Raw genomic sequence first — 16,518 nt, 5'->3', positions numbered from 1 at the left:
AAGAACCACTGGAGCAAAAGATGACTTTCCCGACTGACGCAACAACCCCTTCCCCGGCCGGCGACGGCCTGCCGGCCGCCGACAACGGGCAGCCCACCCTGGACTGCGACGTCCTGGTGGTGGGCTCCGGCGCGGGCGGGCTGGCCGCCGCCGTGACGGCCGCGTACCACGGCCTGAAGGTTGTGGTGGTGGAAAAAGCGGACGTGTGCGGCGGTGCCACAGCCTGGTCCGGCGGCTGGGCCTGGACGCCGGGCAGCCCGCTGGCCAGGGCCGCCGGGGTCAGCGAGGACAAGGAGACCTTCCGCACCTACCTGCGCGGTGTCCTGGGAACCGACTACCAGGCCGACAGGGTGGACGCGTTCCTGGAGGCCGTGCCGCATATGGTGGGCTTCTTTCACCAGAAGACGTCGCTGCAGTTCGTTCCCGGTGACAGGATCAAGGACGTCTACGGCGGGCTTCCCGGCGCCGGGACCGGTCACCGCTCCGTTGGCCCCAAGCCCCTGAACGCCAGGCGGATCCGTCCCGAGGTGCGCGCCAAGCTGCGGCACCAGCTGTATGAAACCTCGTTCCTGGGAATGGGCATTATGGCCGGACCGGACCTTGCCAAGTTCCTGTCCGCGTCGCGGGGCAATCCGCGCGGGCTCCTCCATGCAGGCTGGCGCTTCGGCCTGCACATCCTGGATCTGCTGATGCACCGGCGGAACATGCAGCTGGTCAACGGCACGGCACTCACCGGCCGGCTGCTGCAGTCCGCAGACCACTTCGGCGTGGACATCCGCGTCTCCACCCCGGCCCGCCGCCTGCTGGCCGACGGGAGCGGCAAGGTGACGGGCGCCGTCGTCGGAACCCCCGAAGGGGAGCTGCGGATCAACGCATCCCGTGGTGTGGTCCTGGCCGCCGGCGGCTTCCCGCACGACGTGCAGCGCCGGAAGGAGCTGTTCCCGCACACGCCCACCGGGCACGAACACTGGACGCTGGCGCCCGCGGAGGCCAGCGGCGACGGCATCAGCCTGGGCCTGTCCGTGGGAGCACGCTTCAGGGCCGACGTGAAGTCCGCCGCGGCCTGGTGCCCGGTGTCGCTGGTGCCGTACCGCAGCGGCAGGACCGGCACCTTCCCGCACATCATGGACCGCGCCAAACCGGGCAGCATCGGCGTCCTGCGCAGCGGGAAGCGGTTCGTCAACGAGGCCAACGGGTACTACGACTACGTGGCGGCGATGCTCGAGGCCACGCCGCCGGGGGAACAGGCGGAGGCCTGGCAGATTGCCGATGCCCGCTTTGTGCGCCGTTTCCCGCTGGGCATGGCCAAGCCGCTGCCGGTGCCGCTCTTCCCCTACCTGCGTTCCGGCTATCTGAAGCGGGGCCGCACGCTGGAGGAGCTGGCCGCGAAATGCGGCATCGACCCTGCCGGACTGAAGGAGACCGTGGAGCGGTTCAACCGCCACGCTGCCGCCGGCGCGGATCCGGACTTCGGCCGCGGCTCCACTGCCTTCAACCGCTACGGCGGTGACGCCGCGGTGAAGCCAAACCCGTCGCTGGGTCCCCTCGCGAAGGGGCCGTTCTACGCCGTGCGGGTGGTGCCGGGCAGCTTCGGCACGTTCGCCGGGCTTGATGTGGACGGCCGCTCCCGCGCCCTGGACGACGGCGGCCGGCCCATCCCGGGGCTGTACGTCGCCGGCAATGACCAGGCCAGCGTGATGGGCGGGCATTACCCGGCGGGCGGCATCAACCTTGGCCCGGCCCTGGCGTTCGGGTATGTCGCTGGCCGCGACCTGGCCGGCGCGGTGGAGTACGAGGATGACGGGACCGTGCCCGCAGCCTCTGTACCCGTGGAACGCACCGTGCCCGCAACATCCGGCACCGGGATGGGTGCCGCATGAGCGGCGGCATGCGCGTCGGTGTCCTGAACGGGCCGAACCTGAACCGGCTGGGCAAGCGCAAGCCGCAGTACGGCACCCGGACGCTGGCCGACATCACGGCCGATCTCGACGCCACGGCCGCGAGGCTGGGCACCACGCTTTGCCACTTCCAGTCCAACTACGAGGGAGCCCTGGTGGAGTGGCTCCACGAACACGGCGAGGAGCTGGATGCCGTCATCCTGAACCCCGCCGGGCTGACGCCACATGGGCGCCCGCTGCTCGACGCACTGCTGGACACGGACCTGCCCGTCGCCGTCGTGCACATCTCGCAGCTCTACCGGCACTACGGCGACGACACCGCGGACCTCTTCCGGGCCACCGCGGACGTCTACGTCTGCGGGCTCGGCTGGCGCGGCTACAGCGCGTCCCTGGAGCGGCTCCACGAACTGCGGGAGGCGCAGATGCTGCAGGAAGCAGTCCAGGTGCTCTCCTGATGGACGCCCGCGAGTCAGCCTACGGAGTGGTTCCCTGCAGGTGTTCCTGGCATCCCACGCTGTAGGCCTCGCGCAGCCAGATCCAAACCATTGACACACTCTCGTGAGCGCAATATCCTACAACCAAATGGTTGTAGATCAGCTTAGCGATGCCGAACTCGACCGCCTCTTCCAGGCGTTCGCGGACACCACCCGGCGGGACATCATGCGCCGGGTGACGGTGGGCCAGTATTCCGTGACCGGCCTGGCTGCGCTCTACGCCATGAGTTTTGCCGCCGTTCAAAAGCATGTGGCGGTGTTGGAGCGCGCCTCCCTGGTCACCAAGGAGAAGCGTGGAAGGGAGCAGATCGTGCGGGGCAACCATGACGGCCTGGAGAAAGCCCGCCGGCTGCTCGACGAGTACGAGGCGATCTGGCGGCAGCGCGTCGCCCGGATCGCAGACATCCTCACTGAAGAACCAGACATCCGCACTGAAGAATAGGAAGGGTCCGGCAATGACGGTTATCAGTTCCACCAAGAATCCCGAGGCGCTCAGTTTCATCCTCGTGGCAGAGTTCGACGCCGACGTGAAGCGCGTCTGGCAGATCTGGGAAGACCCGCGGCAACTCGAGCGCTGGTGGGGCCCGCCCACATGGCCGGCAACGTTCAGGCAGTACGAATTCACCCCCGGAGGCGAAGCCTCGTACTACATGACCGGCCCGGAGGGTGAGAAAGCCGGCGGCTGGTGGCGCATCACCGACATCCAGGCGCCCAACCGCCTCGAGTTTGACGACGGGTTCGCAGACGACAACGGCGCACCCGTCGCGGAGATGGGCACCACCCACGCCACCGTCACGCTGGAGGACATCGGCGGACGCACCCGGATGACGGTCCAGTCCGTTTTCGAGTCGGAAGAACAGATGAACAAGATGATCGCGATGGGCATGGAGGACGGCATGAAGGAGGCCGCCGGACAGATCGACGCCCTCCTGGCTGAGCACTCCAACGCTTAGTCGGCTGCCGCAGCTTAGACGCAAGAGGACGACGGCGGGAAGTTCCCGCCGTCGTCCTCTTTTGGTTTGTACTGCTTGGGTTTGTGCTGCCTAGAGGGTGTTCAGGCTGAGCGTGAAGGTGTTCGGGCCGCTGAGGGTGACGGCGACGTCACTCTTGTGTGCGTTGGCCCGGCTCGAAAAATCGTGCACCAGCGTCTCCAGCGTGTGGTCCACTGCAGAACGGTCCCAGATCTTGATCGTCATTGATTCAGTATTTTCGAAGGTCATTTCTCAGTGCTTTCGTGTCTGGGCAAGGCGCCAATGCGATGCCGCGGAACAGGACGGCCCAGGAACGCTCGGAGGCCTAGGGCAGCTCGACGAGCTCACCGGTTTGGCCTCATTGCGTCCACCAGGATTTTGTTTTTTTGGAACTTTGAACCCATCTAGGAAAGCGTGTTCCTATGTGGTTTCATTCCATCATGCACAGGCCGCCGAGGGCTTTTCAACCAATATGGCCCGAATCGGAGGGTGAGGTTTGACACACGCAGTCGGGGAGCTGCTAGCCCTCTGCGAGGACGGCAATGGCGCGGCGGCCCAGGCTGCCCACGACGTGCCGCTGCATGATCTCGCGGGCCCGGACGGCGTCACCGGCCACGACGGCGTCGGCGATCTCGATGTGTTCTTCGCGGACACGCTTGCGGTCCTTCGCCGAGTCCTTCTGGCTTTGCAGCCCGATCTGGCGGTAACGGTCGGCCCTGTCCCACAGGCCTTCGAGGATCCCGATGAGCAGGGGGTTGTGCGAGGCTCTGTATACCGTGCGGTGGAATTCGCGGTGCGCCGTCATGGCATCCAGGTCCGCGGCGTCGCGCAGTGGCGTCAGCTGCTTCAGCGCCGCCTGGATGGCCTCGACGTCAGCGGGGGTCCGGCTCTCCGCCGCCAGCCCGGCGGCCAGGGGGTCCAGGTTCTCCCGGAGGACGTACAGGTCCCGCGCTTCGTCTGCGGTGAGGGCGGCGACCCGGGCATCACGGTGGGACTCAAGCTGCACGAGCCCCTCCGCAGCCAGCCGGCGGAGAGCCTCGCGCAGGGGAGTGGTGCTGACACCGATCTCATGCGCGAGCTGGGCCTGGCTGAGCACCGACCCGTGGGAGATCTCCCCGGTCAGGATCCGGCGGCGCAGCTCTTCGTAGGCATAGTCGCTCTTGGTCAGTGCTACGGCCGGGTGGATCACTGTTTGCTCCTCTCGGATGGTTCCTGCTGTTATAGGTTATAACCTATAACAATCGCGTGCCTTGTCAGAAGGATTGCCCATGAGTGCTGCCGCCGCCGGCTCCGACCCCTGCATTGCCAGCCTCTCCGTCAACGGCGAGGTCCTGCAGGCTGTGGACATCGAACGTGCCGTCGGCGCCGGGTTCGCCCGGCTGCCCGTGGTGTTGCGGCTGCTGGCGGAAAACGTGCAGCGGAACATGGCCGGACAGGAGCGCGAGCAGGCCACGGATGCCCTGCGGAACTGGCTGGCCACAGGCAGCAGCACGGCCGAGATCGAGTTCCTGCCCACGCGTGTGCTGATGCACGACACCACCAGCACGCCGGCGCTGGTGGACATTGCGGCCATGCGCGACACCCTCGCCGAGTCCGGTGCGGACCCCATGGCGCTGAACCCGCTGCTGCGCGTCGACGTTTCCATCGACCATTCCCTGGCGGTGGAGGAATACGGGCGCTCCGATGCCGCGGCACGGAACATCAAGCACGAGATCCGCCGGAACCGGGAACGCTACCAGTTCCTCAAATGGGCGTCGAAGGCCATGAACGGCGTGCACATCAACCCTCCCGGCACGGGCATCATGCACACGATCAACCTGGAGCAACTGGCCACCGTGGTGTCCGTCGTCGAAAAGGACGGGGTTCGGTGGGCAGTGCCGGACATGATGGTGGGCACGGACAGCCACACCCCGATGATCAACGGCCTCGGTGTCCTGGGCTGGGGCGTCGGCGGTCTGGAAGCACAGACGGTGATGTTCGGGATGCCTGCCACGCTGCGCATACCCGACGTCGTCGGCGTCCGCCTGACCGGCGAGCTGGCCGCAGGCACCCTGGCAACCGACCTGGCCCTGGCCGTCACCCAGAGGCTGCGCGACGTGGGCGTCACAGGGGAGTTCGTCGAGTTCTTCGGCCTCGGCGTGTCCACGCTTAGCGTGGGAGAGCGGGCCGTCGTCGCGAACATGGCGCCCGAGTACGGCGCCACCACCGGATACTTCCCGATCGACGGGCACGTCCTGGACTATCTCGCCGGCACCGGGCGCAGCGCCGAACAGACGCGGCTGGTCGAGGCGTACGCCCGGCAGGCGGGCCTCTGGTTCGACCCTTCCGCAACGCCGGTCTACACGAGGATCGTCGACGTCGACCTCTCCGCCGTCGCGATGCATGCCGCCGGCCCGCGCCGTCCCCAGGACCTCCTGCCCTACGGCGGCATCCGCAAAGCACTGGAGAAGGAGGCAGGCCCCGCCAAGGCAGGCGGCGGTGTCATGCCTGACTTCCCCGTGGCACTGGCCGCCATCACCAGCTGCACCAACACCTCAGACCCGCGCCTGCTCATCGCTGCCGGTCTGCTCGCCCGCAACGCCCGCAGCCGCGGACTCACCGTGCCGGACTGGGTCAAGACTTCGCTTGCCCCGGGCTCACCGGCGGCCGCCAGCTACCTCAGGCGTGCCGGACTCATCGATGACCTCGCCTCCGTGGGGTTCGACATCGTCGGGTTCGGCTGCACCACCTGCATCGGCAACCCCGGCCCCCTGACGCCGGTGATCGCCAAGGCCCAGGCCCACGGCGTGAGCGAACCAGTGGCCATCCTGTCCGGAAACCGCAATTTCCCGGGCCGCGTGCACCCCGACGTCGAGCTCAGTTTCATCATGTCGCCCCCGCTGGTGGTGGCCTTCGCGCTGGCCGGCGATGCCAAGTTGGACCTCAGCGAGGAGCCCGTGCAGCACGCGGCGGACGGCGCTCCCGTCTACCTCAGGGACCTCTGGCCGTCCCGCGATGAGATTGACGCCTTCGTGGCCAAGGCCAACGACCCCGCCGACTTCCGCCGGGACTTTGCCATCGCCAGCCGTGACCCCCAGTGGAAGCGCGTGGAAGCGCCGGACGGGGCGCAGTACCCGTGGGATGACGCGTCCACCATCCTCCGCCGCCCCCCGTTCGCATCCCTGACCGAGGGCAGCCTGCTGGGGGAATTCACCGCACATCCGCTCCTGGTGCTGGGCGATGACATCACCACCGACCACATCTCCCCGGCGAGTGCCATCCCGCCGGCCAGCGGCGTTGCCGACTTTCTGGTGGACAGGGGAGAGGACCGCGCTGACCTCAACGTGTTCGCCTCCCGCCGCGGCAACTGGGAGGTCATGGTCCGCGGCGCCTTCCACAACAAGTCGCTCAGGAACCTCCTGCAGCCTGAGGCGCCGGTGGCGCACACCGTCCACGCGCCGTCGAACGAAACGCTGCCCATCTGGGACGCCGCCCTGCGGTACCGGGATGCCGGCGACTCCGTGGTCATGGTTGCCGGGGAGCGGTACGGCATGGGCTCGTCCCGGGACTGGGCCGCGAAGGCCCAGCGGCTGCTGGGCGTCCGTGCGGTCATCGCCGCCAGTTTTGAACGCATCCACCGCTCCAACCTCATCGGCATGGGCATCCTTCCGCTCGTTATGCCCGCGGACATGAGGGCCAAGCTCCTCAGCCTCGCGCCGGGCGACCGGATCGCGCTCGACGCCCCCGAGGAACGCATCCACCCCCGCGCCGGGATCGCCGCGGCGATCGTGCGCGCGGACGGCAGCCGGGAACCGTTCACGGCCATCGCCGCGGTGGAGACGGGGCTGGAATGCGACCTCCTCGCCGTCGGCGGCGTCATCCCCATGATCCTGCGCAGGACGCTGGGTTCCTAAAGCAGAAGAACGACGGCGGGAGGTCCCGCCGTCGTCCTTCGTTGCGTTAGCGGATAAGCGGCTCAGCCGATAAGCGCCAGGACCGAGCCGGCGGTGACCACGTCGCCGGCTCCGGCGGCGACGCCGGACAGGACGCCGTCCCGGTGGGCGGGGACGCTGGTTTCCATCTTCATCGCCTCCAGGACCACCACGGGATCACCGGCGGTCACGTCGGAGCCCGGTTCCACGAGCCACTTCACCACGGTGCCGCTCATGGCGGCGCGGAGTTCTGCCGGGTCAGGCACACTGCCGTCCGGGGAACCGCCGTCGGACGAGCCTGCGGCTGGCGCAGCCGAGAGTCCGCCGGGAAGCCCCTGGCCTGAGCGCGCCCAGCCGTCCAGCAGGTCCGCAGGAAGCCCGACGGCGAGCCGGCGGCCGTCCACGTCTACCGTGATGGTGCGCCTGCTGCCTTCGGGGCCGGTGGTGGAGTAATCCGGATCGGCCGGGATGCTGTCCGCGAAGTCCGTCTCAATCCAGCGGGTATGGACGTCCAGGCCGGTCTCGGAGGTGAAGTCCGGGGCCACTACCACCGCGCGGTGGAACGGCAGTACGGTGGCCACGCCGGTGATGCCGATCTCGGCCAGGGCGCGGCGGGCACGCCGCAGCGCCTGCTGGCGGTCGGCCCCGGTGACGATCAGCTTGGCCAGGAGCGAGTCGAACTGCGGTGCCACGAAGGAGCCGGAGCGGACTCCGGTGTCCAGCCGGATGCCGGGGCCGGTGGGTGCGGTGAACTCACTGACGGTGCCGGGGGAGGGCAGGAAGCCGCGCCCCACGTCTTCGGCGTTGATTCTGAATTCGAAGGCATGGCCGCGCGGGGCAGGATCGTCGGTGAAGCGGAGCCGTTCCCCAGCGGCGATCCGGAACTGCTCCTGGACCAGGTCGATCCCCGTGGTTTCTTCGGTGATGGGGTGTTCCACCTGCAGCCGCGTGTTCACCTCGAGGAAGGCGACGGTGCCGTCGACTGCGACCAGGAACTCCACCGTCCCGGCACCCGAGTAGCCGGCTTCCCGGCAAACTGCCTTGGCGGCGTCGTAAATCTGCGTCCGCTGCCCGTCGCTGAGGAACGGCGCGGGAGCCTCCTCCACCAGCTTCTGGTGGCGGCGCTGCAGGGAGCAGTCCCGGGTTCCGACGACGACGACGTTGCCGTGCGTATCGGCAAGCACCTGTGCTTCGACGTGGCGCGGCCGGTCCAGGTAGCGCTCCACGAAGCATTCGCCGCGGCCGAACGCGGCCACCGCCTCGCGCACGGCGGAGTCGAAGGCCTCCTCGACCTCCTCCATGTTCCGGACCACCTTCAGGCCGCGGCCGCCGCCGCCGAAGGCTGCCTTGATGGCAATCGGGAGCCCGTGCTCCGCCGCGAAGGCGCGGGCCTCGGCAGCGGATTCCACGGGTCCGTCACTGCCGGCCACCAGCGGGGCGCCGGCGCGGACGGCGATCTCGCGTGCCGTGATCTTGTTGCCGAGCTGGCGGATGGCGTCCGGCGACGGCCCGATCCACGCGAGTCCGGCGTCCAGCACGGCCTGGGCGAATTCCGCGTTCTCGGACAGGAATCCGTAGCCGGGATGGACCGCATCGGCCCCGGAAGCGGCTGCGGCGCCGAGGAGCTTGCCGATGTTCAGGTAGGTGTCCGCCGGTGAGTTGCCGCCAAGGCTGAAGGCCTCGTCCGCGGCGGCGACGTGCATGGCGTCCGCGTCGATGTCTGCATACACGGCCACGGAGGCCAGCTGTGCGTCGTCGCAGGCCCGGGCGATCCGGACGGCGATTTCGCCGCGGTTGGCGATGAGGACCTTGTGCATCAGTTGCTCGCTTTTCGTTGTGGAGTCTGTTCGTGTGAAGTCTCTTCAGGGGCGCCGGCTTCAGGGGCGCCGGCGGGGGCGGCAGATCCGGGGTCGATGCGGAAACGGATGTGTCCGCCGATCGGGACCTGGGCGGCCAGGTCGAGCTGGTGGTCCACCACCACGCCGATCACCGGGTAGCCGCCCGTGATGGGATGGTCGGCGAGGAAGAGGACGGGCAGGCCCTCCGGCGGCATCTGGATGGCACCCGCCACCGTTCCCTCGCTGGGCAGCTCGCCGGTGCGGCTGCGCTCCAGGGGTGTTCCCTGCAGCCTCATGCCCACGCGGTTGGACTCCGGCTTGACGGTCCAGTCCTGGGCGCACAGGGAGTCGATCGCGGCCTGGTCGAACCAGTCCGCGCGCGGGCCCGGGACAATGTCCAGCACGGTGACCCCGCCGCTCGGATAGTCAGGCTGGATTTCCGGGCTGCCCACAACGCCGGACTCGGCCGCGCCGCCGGACGGCAGCACCTGCCCGGCCGCCAGCGGCTTCGGCCCGATGCCGGACATCGTGTCCGTGGACCGGCTGCCCAGCACAGCCGGGACATCGACGCCGCCGCGGATAGCCACGTAACTGCGGAAGCCGGCGTCGGGAACTCCGATGGTGAGGATTTCGCCGTCCAGGAGGGCGAACGGTGCAGCCACCGGGACGGTGCGCTGCCGGTCTTCTGCACCGCCGGTTTCCGGCGCGCCGGGGAAGGCCGACGGCGTCACGACAGTGAGTGCCGACGGCGCCCCCGCAACGGCCAGGACCTGGTCGCCGATGGCCTGGACCCTGAGCCCGCCGGAGACGGACTCGACGGCGGCGGCCGACGGCGCGTTCCCGACAAGGCGGTTCGCCCTGCGGAGCGAGGCCCGGTCAAGCGCCCCGGCGGCGGAGACGCCGAGGGCCGAATGCCCCTGCCGGCCAAGGTCCTCGATGAGGCTGTGGATTCCGGGCGACAGGACGCGAAGGCCCGACGTCGTTGCCGGGGACGGCTGCCGGCCGCCGGTTTGGTAGCTGTCCTGGGATACACCGGCGGAGGGCTCAGTGGCCAGCTGGACCACGTCGCGGACGGCGCGGAACTGAACCCGGTGCCCGGGGCTGGCCAGGGCGGGTTCGGGGCGGTCGAGGTCCCACATCTTCGCTCCGGTGCGGCCGATCAGCTGCCAGCCTCCCGGCGACTTTCGCGGGTAGACGGCGGAGTAGTTACCGGCCAGGGCTACCGATCCTGCCGGGACCGCGGTGCGCGGGGAACTCCGGCGCGGAACTTCCAGGGCCTGGTTTTCGCCCACCATGTACCCGAAGCCGGGGGCGAAGCCCGCGAAGGCAACGGTCCAAACCTGGCCGGTGTGGGCGGCGATCACGCCGTCGGCACCGAGGCCGGTAAGCGTCCCCACTTCGGCGAGATCCTCGCCGTCGTACACGGTGTCAATGACCACCAGGCCGCCGGCCTGCTCGGCCGGTGCCGTGAGGTCCAGCTCCAGGAGGGCCTGGCCGATCCGCCGGGCAGCGGCGGGGGAATCGGCCCGGACCATGACGGTTTCGGCGGCGGCCAGGACGTCCTGCTGGCCCGGCAGCGGGGCATCGAGAAGCGCGGCCTGCAGGGCGAGCACGTCCTGCGTGCCGGATACTTCGGCGAGGACCGTGCGCGTCCCCACGGGGCGCACCGAGCGGACCCTGTTCGGGCGGGCCGGGCTTGGGGTCACGGTGCCGGAAGGAGCGCTTTCCGGGCGGGCGTCCGGGGCGGACCCGCCGGATGGCGCGGAGGGCGTGCCAGCGTTGGTGTTTGCCATCGGGTCCTGGATCCGTCGCTTCATGCTAGACGAAGGCCTTGATGGTGATGCCGGCGGCGTCGAGCGCGCGCTTCACGGCGACGGCCATGGCCACCGCGCCCGGGGAATCCCCGTGGACACAGACTGATTCGGCGTTGATCAACAGGTCCGAACCGTCGATCGCGCTGATGGCCGCCCCGGTGGTCATCTGCAGGACGCGGGCGGCAACCGCCTCCGGGTCCTCAAGCACAGAGCCGGGCTGGGAGCGCGAGGTCAGGGTGCCGTCCGGGTTGTAGGCACGGTCGGCGAACGCCTCTGGGACCGCGCGGAGCCCGGCTGCCTCCGCGAGCCGCAGCACCTCGGACCCGGGCAGGCCAAGGATGGGAAGGGCAGGATCCACCGACTTCACCGCGTCCACCACAGCCCGTGCCTGGGCGGTGTTGTGGACGATGGCGTTGTAGAGGCCGCCATGCGGCTTCACGTAGCGGACCTTGGTGCCGGCCGCTGCGGCCAGTGCCTGCAGCGCGCCGATCTGGTAGACGACGTCGTCGGCCAGTTCCCGCGGGTCGACGTCCATGTACCGGCGGCCGAATCCGGCCAGGTCGCGGTAGCCCACATGGGCCCCGACCACCACGCCGGCCTTGGCGGCCGCCTCGCAAGTTTTCCGGATGACGCTGGGATCGCCGGCGTGGAATCCGCAGGCGACGTTGGCGCTCGATACGGAGGCCATCATGGCAGCGTCGTCTCCGAGGCTCCATCGCCCGAAGGATTCACCGACGTCGCTGTTCAAATCTATTGCGTGCATTGTGACCCTCATCTCAACTCGTCCTTAGACAAGGATGCACCCTTCAGCAGAAATGTTCAACAATTCAACAATCCGAATGTGGTTGGTTCGTGTAAATTCGGTGTATGGCCACAGGAAATCTCCATGACTCAACGGTGGGGGCAGCATCCGGCGCCGCCCGGCTGCGCGTCGCTGTGCCCTCGGTGGCCACCCGCGTGGCGAGCGAACTCCGGCTCCAGATTGCGGAAGGTGCACTTCTGCCCGGGGCGAAGCTGAAGGAAGAAGCACTTTCCGAGGAGCTTGGGGTCTCACGCAACACGGTGCGCGAGGCGTTTGCCGAACTTGCCAGCGAGCGGCTTGTGGTCCGCCAGCCCAACCGCGGCGTCTTTGTGGCGAGTCTCGAGGCCAGCGATATCCATGACGTGTATGCCGTCCGGCGCGCCATCGAAGTCAGTGCCGTGCGGGGTGGCGGCAGTGCCGAAAGCATTGCGGCCGTGCGCGGTGCCGTGGAAGAAGGCAAGCGCGCAGCCGAGGCCGGCGACAGCGAAGGGCTTGGCAGTGCCAACCAGCATTTTCACGGTGCCCTCGTGGCCATGGCCGGCAGCGAGCGACTCAATATCATCATGTCGCAGGTGCTGGCCGAGATGAGGCTGTTCTTCCACAAGGCCTCCATTGACGGCGGTTTCTACCAGGACTACCTACAGGAGAACGAGCAGATCTGCAGGGCGCTGGAGGCCGGGGAGTACGAGCGCGCCGCCGAGCGCCTCCTCGCCTACCTCGACCGGTCCGAAGAACACCAGACTGCCGTCCACGCGTCCTAGCCGGCCTTCTTCACCTTGCGCTGCGCATGCAGCGCGAACGCACACTTGAGCCCCGCTGCGTTGGGTCTCAAGTGTGCGTTCGCGCTTAACTGGAGCACCGCTCCCTGCCGCCTGGCGGCACGAGCCCCTTGACCGTGTGATCTGCGTCGCGTAGATTGTTCAACACGTTCTGGATTGTTCTACATTTCCACAATCCAACAGAATGCTCGCTTTCGGCGGCTACCGGGGAAGCCGCCAACCAGCCTCAGTGCCCGGACCTGACAATGCCGCAGGGCTGGGACTGGCGCACCAGCGCATCCGTAGCAACACGGATGGCATCCACACTCTTTCTGGAGGAACAAATGGCCAATCAATCCGCAATGGCCGCCGCAGGTAGCAGGCCCGCCGTCGGGCGCAAGGACATGTACAAAGCGTTCGCGGCCAGCCTCACCGGGACCGCCCTGGAGTTCTACGACTTCGCGGTCTACTCCGCCGCTGCCGCCATCGTCTTCCCGCTGATCTTCTTCCCGGCGTCGGACCCGGTGACCGGCACCCTGCTGGCGTTCTCGACCTACGCGGTGGGCTACATTTCCCGGCCGGTCGGCGGCATCATCTTCGGCCGGCTCGGTGATGAGATCGGCCGCAAGAAGATCCTGGTCGTCACCCTGATGCTGATCGGTGTGGCCACCTTCCTCATCGGCCTGCTGCCCACCTACGGCACGATCGGCATCATGGCCCCGGCCATCCTCGTCTTCCTGCGGTTCGCGCAGGGCGTGGGAGTCGGCGGCGAATGGGGCGGCGCCGTCCTGCTGTCCAGCGAATTCGGGGAACCCAGCCGGCGCGGTTTCTGGGCCTCCGCGGCGCAGATCGGGCCGCCGGCCGGCAACCTCCTGGCCAACGGTGCGCTCGCCGTCCTTACCCTGACCCTGTCCGAGCAGGCATTCCTGGACTACGGCTGGCGGATCGCCTTCCTGATCTCTGCACTCCTGGTGGCCTTCGGACTGTGGATCCGCCTGAAGCTTGAAGACACCCCCATCTTCAAGGCCATGGAAGCCCGCGGCGAGCAGCCCAAGGCCCCCATCCGGGAACTCCTCACCACCCAGCGCCGTCCCCTCCTGGCCGCCATGCTCAGCCGCATCGGCCCGGACGTCACCTACGCGCTCTGCACGGTCTTCACCCTGACCTACGGCATCCAGGAACTCGGCTTTGACCGCGGTCAGGTGCTCCTCGCCGTCCTCATCGGCTCAGCCCTGCAGCTCTTCACCATGCCGCTCGCGGGCGCCCTCTCCGACCGGATCAACCGGCGCCTCGTCTACGGCATCGCTGGAGTCGCCGCCGCTGTCTGGGGCTACCTGTTCTTCATCGTGCTGGAAGGCCGTTCCCCGGTGATGCTCGTGGTGGGCACCGTGCTCGGCCTGCTGTGCCACTCCTTCATGTACGGCCCGCAGGCCGCGTTCGTCGTCGAGCAGTTCTCCCCGCGGCTCCGCTCCACCGGCAGCTCCCTGGCCTACACCTTTGCCGGCATCATCGGCGGTGCCATCGCCCCGTTCATGTTCACCCTGCTGCAGAGCACCTTCCACAGCTGGGTCCCGGTGGCCATCTACCTCAGCGTTGCCTGCCTGCTGACCGTGGTGGGCCTGGCACTCGGACGCGACTCCAATGTCGCCGAGGACGAGGAATACCTGCGGGCGTCGGCCGAAGTTGCCGATAGCCCAGAGGTTGCTGAAGGCACAGTCCGATGACGCAGGCGAACGCGCTCCTGGCGCCGGCCGAGGCGCGCCGGCAGTTCCGCGACGGGCTCGTCACACCAACCTCCGGCTGGAGCGACGGTTACACGCAGGCCAACCTCATCGCCGTGACGGCGGACTACGCCGACGAGTTCCTCGAATTCTGCCGGCTCAACCCCAAGGCCTGCCCCGTCGTCGACGTCATTCCCGCGGGTAAGTACGAAAGTGCCCTGGCCCCGGGGTCAGACATCCGCACCGACATCCCCGCCTACCGGGTGTGGAAGGACGGTGTGCTGGCCGCCGAGGTTCCGGACGTCCGCCCGCTCTGGCGCGGTGACATGGTGGGCGTGCTCATCGGCTGCAGCTTCACGTTCGAGGCCGCGCTGGCAAAGGAAGGCATCCCGCTCCGGCACACCGAGACGGGCCGCAATGTCCCGATGTACCGCACGAATGTCGAATGCACCCCGGCAGGGCGGATCCACGGCCCCATGGTGGTCTCAATGCGCCCGATGCCGGCTGAACTGGTGGACACCGCCATCCGGGTCACCGCCGAGGTGCCCAAGGTTCACGGCGCGCCGGTCCACGTCGGATCACCCGGGGAGCTCGGCATCGCCGACATTTCCCGCCCGGACTTCGGCGATGCCGTGGACATCCGGCCCGGCGAAGTGCCCGTGTTCTGGGCCTGCGGCGTCACCCCGCAGAGCGCGGTCATGGCGTCGCGGCCGGCCTTCGCCATCAGCCATGCTCCCGGCCACATGTTCATCACGGACGTCCCGGAGAGCAGGTACCGGGAGCCGGCAGGGCGGCAGGACTAGAAGCTCCGTGCGTTGGCCAGCACGGGAAGCTTTCCGCGGACGTCCGGGATGACGGAGGTATCGACGTCGACCACGGCCAGTTCCGGTTCGCCGCCAAGCGCCACCAGCGCGGATCCCAGCGGCGACACCACCGCACTGTGGCCGATCCCGGTGGGCGCAGCGCCGGCGGACGGCAGCCCCAGGGTTGCCGGATCACCCTGGCCGCAGGCCACCACAAAGGTGGTGCTGTCCACGGCCCGGGCACGGACCAGCAGGTCCCACTGCTCCGCCTTGCCTTCGCCGGCACCCCAGGACGCGCAGACGATGTTGATGGCGGCGCCGGCCCTGGCGTTGGCCGTGAACAGTGCAGGGAAGCGGACGTCGTAGCAGGTGGCCAGGCCGATGGTGGTGCCGCTGACCTCGAAGGTCACCGGCGCCGTTCCCGCATCCACCGAATCGGACTCGGCGAACCCGAACGCGTCAAAGAGGTGGATCTTGTCATAGGACGTGTCGAGCCCCGGGCCGGTGACCAGAAGTGTGTTCCGTACCCGGCCGCCGTCGCCGGGCGTGAACATGCCAACCACGACGGCGATGTCCAGCTCCCGGGCCATGGCCCGTACCGCCGTGGCCCACGGCCCGTCCAGCGGTTCGGCGATGTCGGCCAGCGGATTGCCGAAGGCGCGCATGGCCGCCTCGGGGAATACCACCAGCTCGGCGCCGGCCGCCTTTGCCCGCGTGGCGTAGTCTCGGATCAGCCCGAGGTTGGCCGCAAGGTCGGCGCCGGTGACGATCTGGGCAACTGCTAAACGCATGGATCTGCTTCTCTCTGTTGTATACCTGATGTATGCGAAAAAGTTCGGGGACGGCGGCGTCCGGCCGGGAGAAGGCATACGCCTACCTCCGTGAAAACATCCTGACCGACCCGGAAATGCAGGGCCGCTTCCTCAACGAGCAGGAGCTGGCCGCAGAAATCGGAGTATCCCGCACCCCCGTCCGCGAGGCCCTGCTGCTGCTGGTCTCCGACGGGCTGGTGGAACTCATCCCGCAGCGCGGGGCCTATGTTCCGCCGGTGACGGGCCGCGAAATCTCGGAACTGATGGAACTGCGCGGCGTGCTGGAAAGCCACGCCGCCCGCCTCGTCATCGAGCACGGAAGCGTGCCGGCGGACAAGATGCAGGACACCCTCGACCAGCAGTCCAGGCTGCCCGAAGGCCAGGGTGCGGAAGCCGCTCAGGAGTTCATTCGGCTGGACACCCTCTTCCACCAGCAGCTCATCGACGCCGCCGGTAACGAGCTGATTTCCCGGACCTACAGCAAGCTGCACGTCCGGCAGGTCGTCGTCGGGGTTTCCGCCCTGTTCCGGACCGGAGGCCGGCGCGAGCAGGTGTGCACCGAACACCAGGACATCCTCGATGCCCTGGTGTCCGGAGACGCGGCGAAGGCGCAGGAGGCCATCGACCATCACCTGGCCGTCACCCGCGACATCCTGCTCCGCACCTGATCCCGCACCTGATGGAGTTTTTGTCCAG

Annotated in this window: 15 protein-coding genes; 9 read left to right on the top strand and 6 right to left on the bottom strand. The window is 68.3% G+C overall.

The annotated features are described in order from the left end of the window. The first annotated feature begins 20 nt into the window (after positions 1-20). From ACFRAU_RS02180 to ACFRAU_RS02165, 4 genes are all read left to right on the top strand, one after another. A complete protein-coding gene (locus ACFRAU_RS02180; RefSeq protein ID WP_377998614.1) occupies positions 21-1,880 on the top strand; it encodes an FAD-dependent oxidoreductase in 1,860 nt (619 codons plus the stop codon). After that, on the top strand, positions 1,877-2,353 hold the full coding sequence (locus tag ACFRAU_RS02175) for a type II 3-dehydroquinate dehydratase (RefSeq protein WP_377998613.1): 477 nt from the start codon (positions 1,877-1,879) through the stop codon (positions 2,351-2,353). Before ACFRAU_RS02180 ends, ACFRAU_RS02175 begins: the two co-directional genes overlap by 4 nt. A gap of 127 nt (positions 2,354-2,480) precedes the next feature. Then, positions 2,481-2,834 (top strand): ArsR/SmtB family transcription factor, encoded by a 354-nt coding sequence (locus ACFRAU_RS02170; protein WP_377996484.1) that lies wholly within the window; start codon positions 2,481-2,483, stop codon positions 2,832-2,834. Between the two features lie 13 nt (positions 2,835-2,847). Then, the gene (locus ACFRAU_RS02165) at positions 2,848-3,345 is read left to right on the top strand and encodes an SRPBCC domain-containing protein (RefSeq protein WP_377996482.1); all 498 of its coding nucleotides are present in this window, start codon (positions 2,848-2,850) and stop codon (positions 3,343-3,345) included. A 90-nt stretch (positions 3,346-3,435) separates the two neighbouring features. Here ACFRAU_RS02165 and ACFRAU_RS02160 read toward each other — a convergent pair whose 3' ends face one another. Together ACFRAU_RS02160 and ACFRAU_RS02155 are read right to left on the bottom strand one after the other, a co-directional pair. Then, positions 3,436-3,612 carry a hypothetical protein gene (locus ACFRAU_RS02160; RefSeq protein WP_377998612.1) on the bottom strand — a complete coding sequence of 59 codons (177 nt, stop codon included), beginning with the start codon at positions 3,610-3,612 and terminating at the stop codon, positions 3,436-3,438. 271 nt (positions 3,613-3,883) lie between these two features. Continuing rightward, positions 3,884-4,552, bottom strand: a complete 669-nt coding sequence (locus ACFRAU_RS02155) for a GntR family transcriptional regulator (protein ID WP_377998611.1) — start codon at positions 4,550-4,552, stop codon at positions 3,884-3,886. Between the two features lie 79 nt (positions 4,553-4,631). Between ACFRAU_RS02155 and acnA the strand changes: the two genes are divergently transcribed. Then, positions 4,632-7,256 (top strand): aconitate hydratase AcnA, encoded by a 2,625-nt coding sequence (gene acnA / locus ACFRAU_RS02150; RefSeq protein ID WP_377998610.1) that lies wholly within the window; start codon positions 4,632-4,634, stop codon positions 7,254-7,256. 62 nt (positions 7,257-7,318) lie between these two features. Here acnA and ACFRAU_RS02145 read toward each other — a convergent pair whose 3' ends face one another. From ACFRAU_RS02145 to ACFRAU_RS02135, 3 genes are read right to left on the bottom strand one after another with little or no spacing between them, the layout of a single operon-like run. Beyond that, complete coding sequence (locus ACFRAU_RS02145) at positions 7,319-9,091, bottom strand: biotin carboxylase N-terminal domain-containing protein (RefSeq protein WP_377998609.1); 1,773 nt, start codon at positions 9,089-9,091, stop codon at positions 7,319-7,321. Continuing rightward, a complete protein-coding gene (locus ACFRAU_RS02140; protein ID WP_377998608.1) occupies positions 9,091-10,905 on the bottom strand; it encodes a 5-oxoprolinase/urea amidolyase family protein in 1,815 nt (604 codons plus the stop codon). Before ACFRAU_RS02140 ends, ACFRAU_RS02145 begins: the two co-directional genes overlap by 1 nt. A 25-nt stretch (positions 10,906-10,930) precedes the next feature. After that, positions 10,931-11,689 (bottom strand): LamB/YcsF family protein, encoded by a 759-nt coding sequence (locus ACFRAU_RS02135; protein ID WP_377998607.1) that lies wholly within the window; start codon positions 11,687-11,689, stop codon positions 10,931-10,933. A gap of 104 nt (positions 11,690-11,793) precedes the next feature. On the opposite strand from ACFRAU_RS02135, the gene ACFRAU_RS02130 reads away from it, so the two are divergent. The 3 genes from ACFRAU_RS02130 to ACFRAU_RS02120 all read left to right on the top strand — a co-directional run bounded on the left by ACFRAU_RS02130 (position 11,794) and on the right by ACFRAU_RS02120 (position 15,010). Beyond that, positions 11,794-12,489: a GntR family transcriptional regulator gene (locus tag ACFRAU_RS02130; RefSeq protein ID WP_377998606.1), complete on the top strand. Its 696-nt coding sequence runs from the start codon at positions 11,794-11,796 to the stop codon at positions 12,487-12,489. 341 nt (positions 12,490-12,830) lie between these two features. Continuing rightward, entirely contained in the window at positions 12,831-14,210 is a 1,380-nt protein-coding gene (locus tag ACFRAU_RS02125) for an MFS transporter (protein WP_377998605.1), read from the top strand. Then, positions 14,207-15,010 (top strand): putative hydro-lyase, encoded by an 804-nt coding sequence (locus ACFRAU_RS02120; protein WP_377998604.1) that lies wholly within the window; start codon positions 14,207-14,209, stop codon positions 15,008-15,010. Before ACFRAU_RS02125 ends, ACFRAU_RS02120 begins: the two co-directional genes overlap by 4 nt. On the opposite strand, the gene ACFRAU_RS02115 is transcribed toward ACFRAU_RS02120, so the two are convergent. Further along, positions 15,007-15,801: a carbon-nitrogen hydrolase family protein gene (locus ACFRAU_RS02115; protein ID WP_377998603.1), complete on the bottom strand. Its 795-nt coding sequence runs from the start codon at positions 15,799-15,801 to the stop codon at positions 15,007-15,009. The genes ACFRAU_RS02120 and ACFRAU_RS02115 overlap by 4 nt on opposite strands. A 32-nt stretch (positions 15,802-15,833) precedes the next feature. Between ACFRAU_RS02115 and ACFRAU_RS02110 the strand changes: the two genes are divergently transcribed. After that, entirely contained in the window at positions 15,834-16,490 is a 657-nt protein-coding gene (locus ACFRAU_RS02110) for a GntR family transcriptional regulator (RefSeq protein WP_377996464.1), read from the top strand. Positions 16,491-16,518: the final 28 nt, after the last annotated feature.

The sequence above is a fragment of the Arthrobacter sp. NPDC056691 genome, assembly GCF_042791415.1.
In the GTDB taxonomy this organism is placed as follows: domain Bacteria; phylum Actinomycetota; class Actinomycetes; order Actinomycetales; family Micrococcaceae; genus Arthrobacter.
This window is presented reverse-complemented; position numbering and strand designations above follow the sequence as displayed.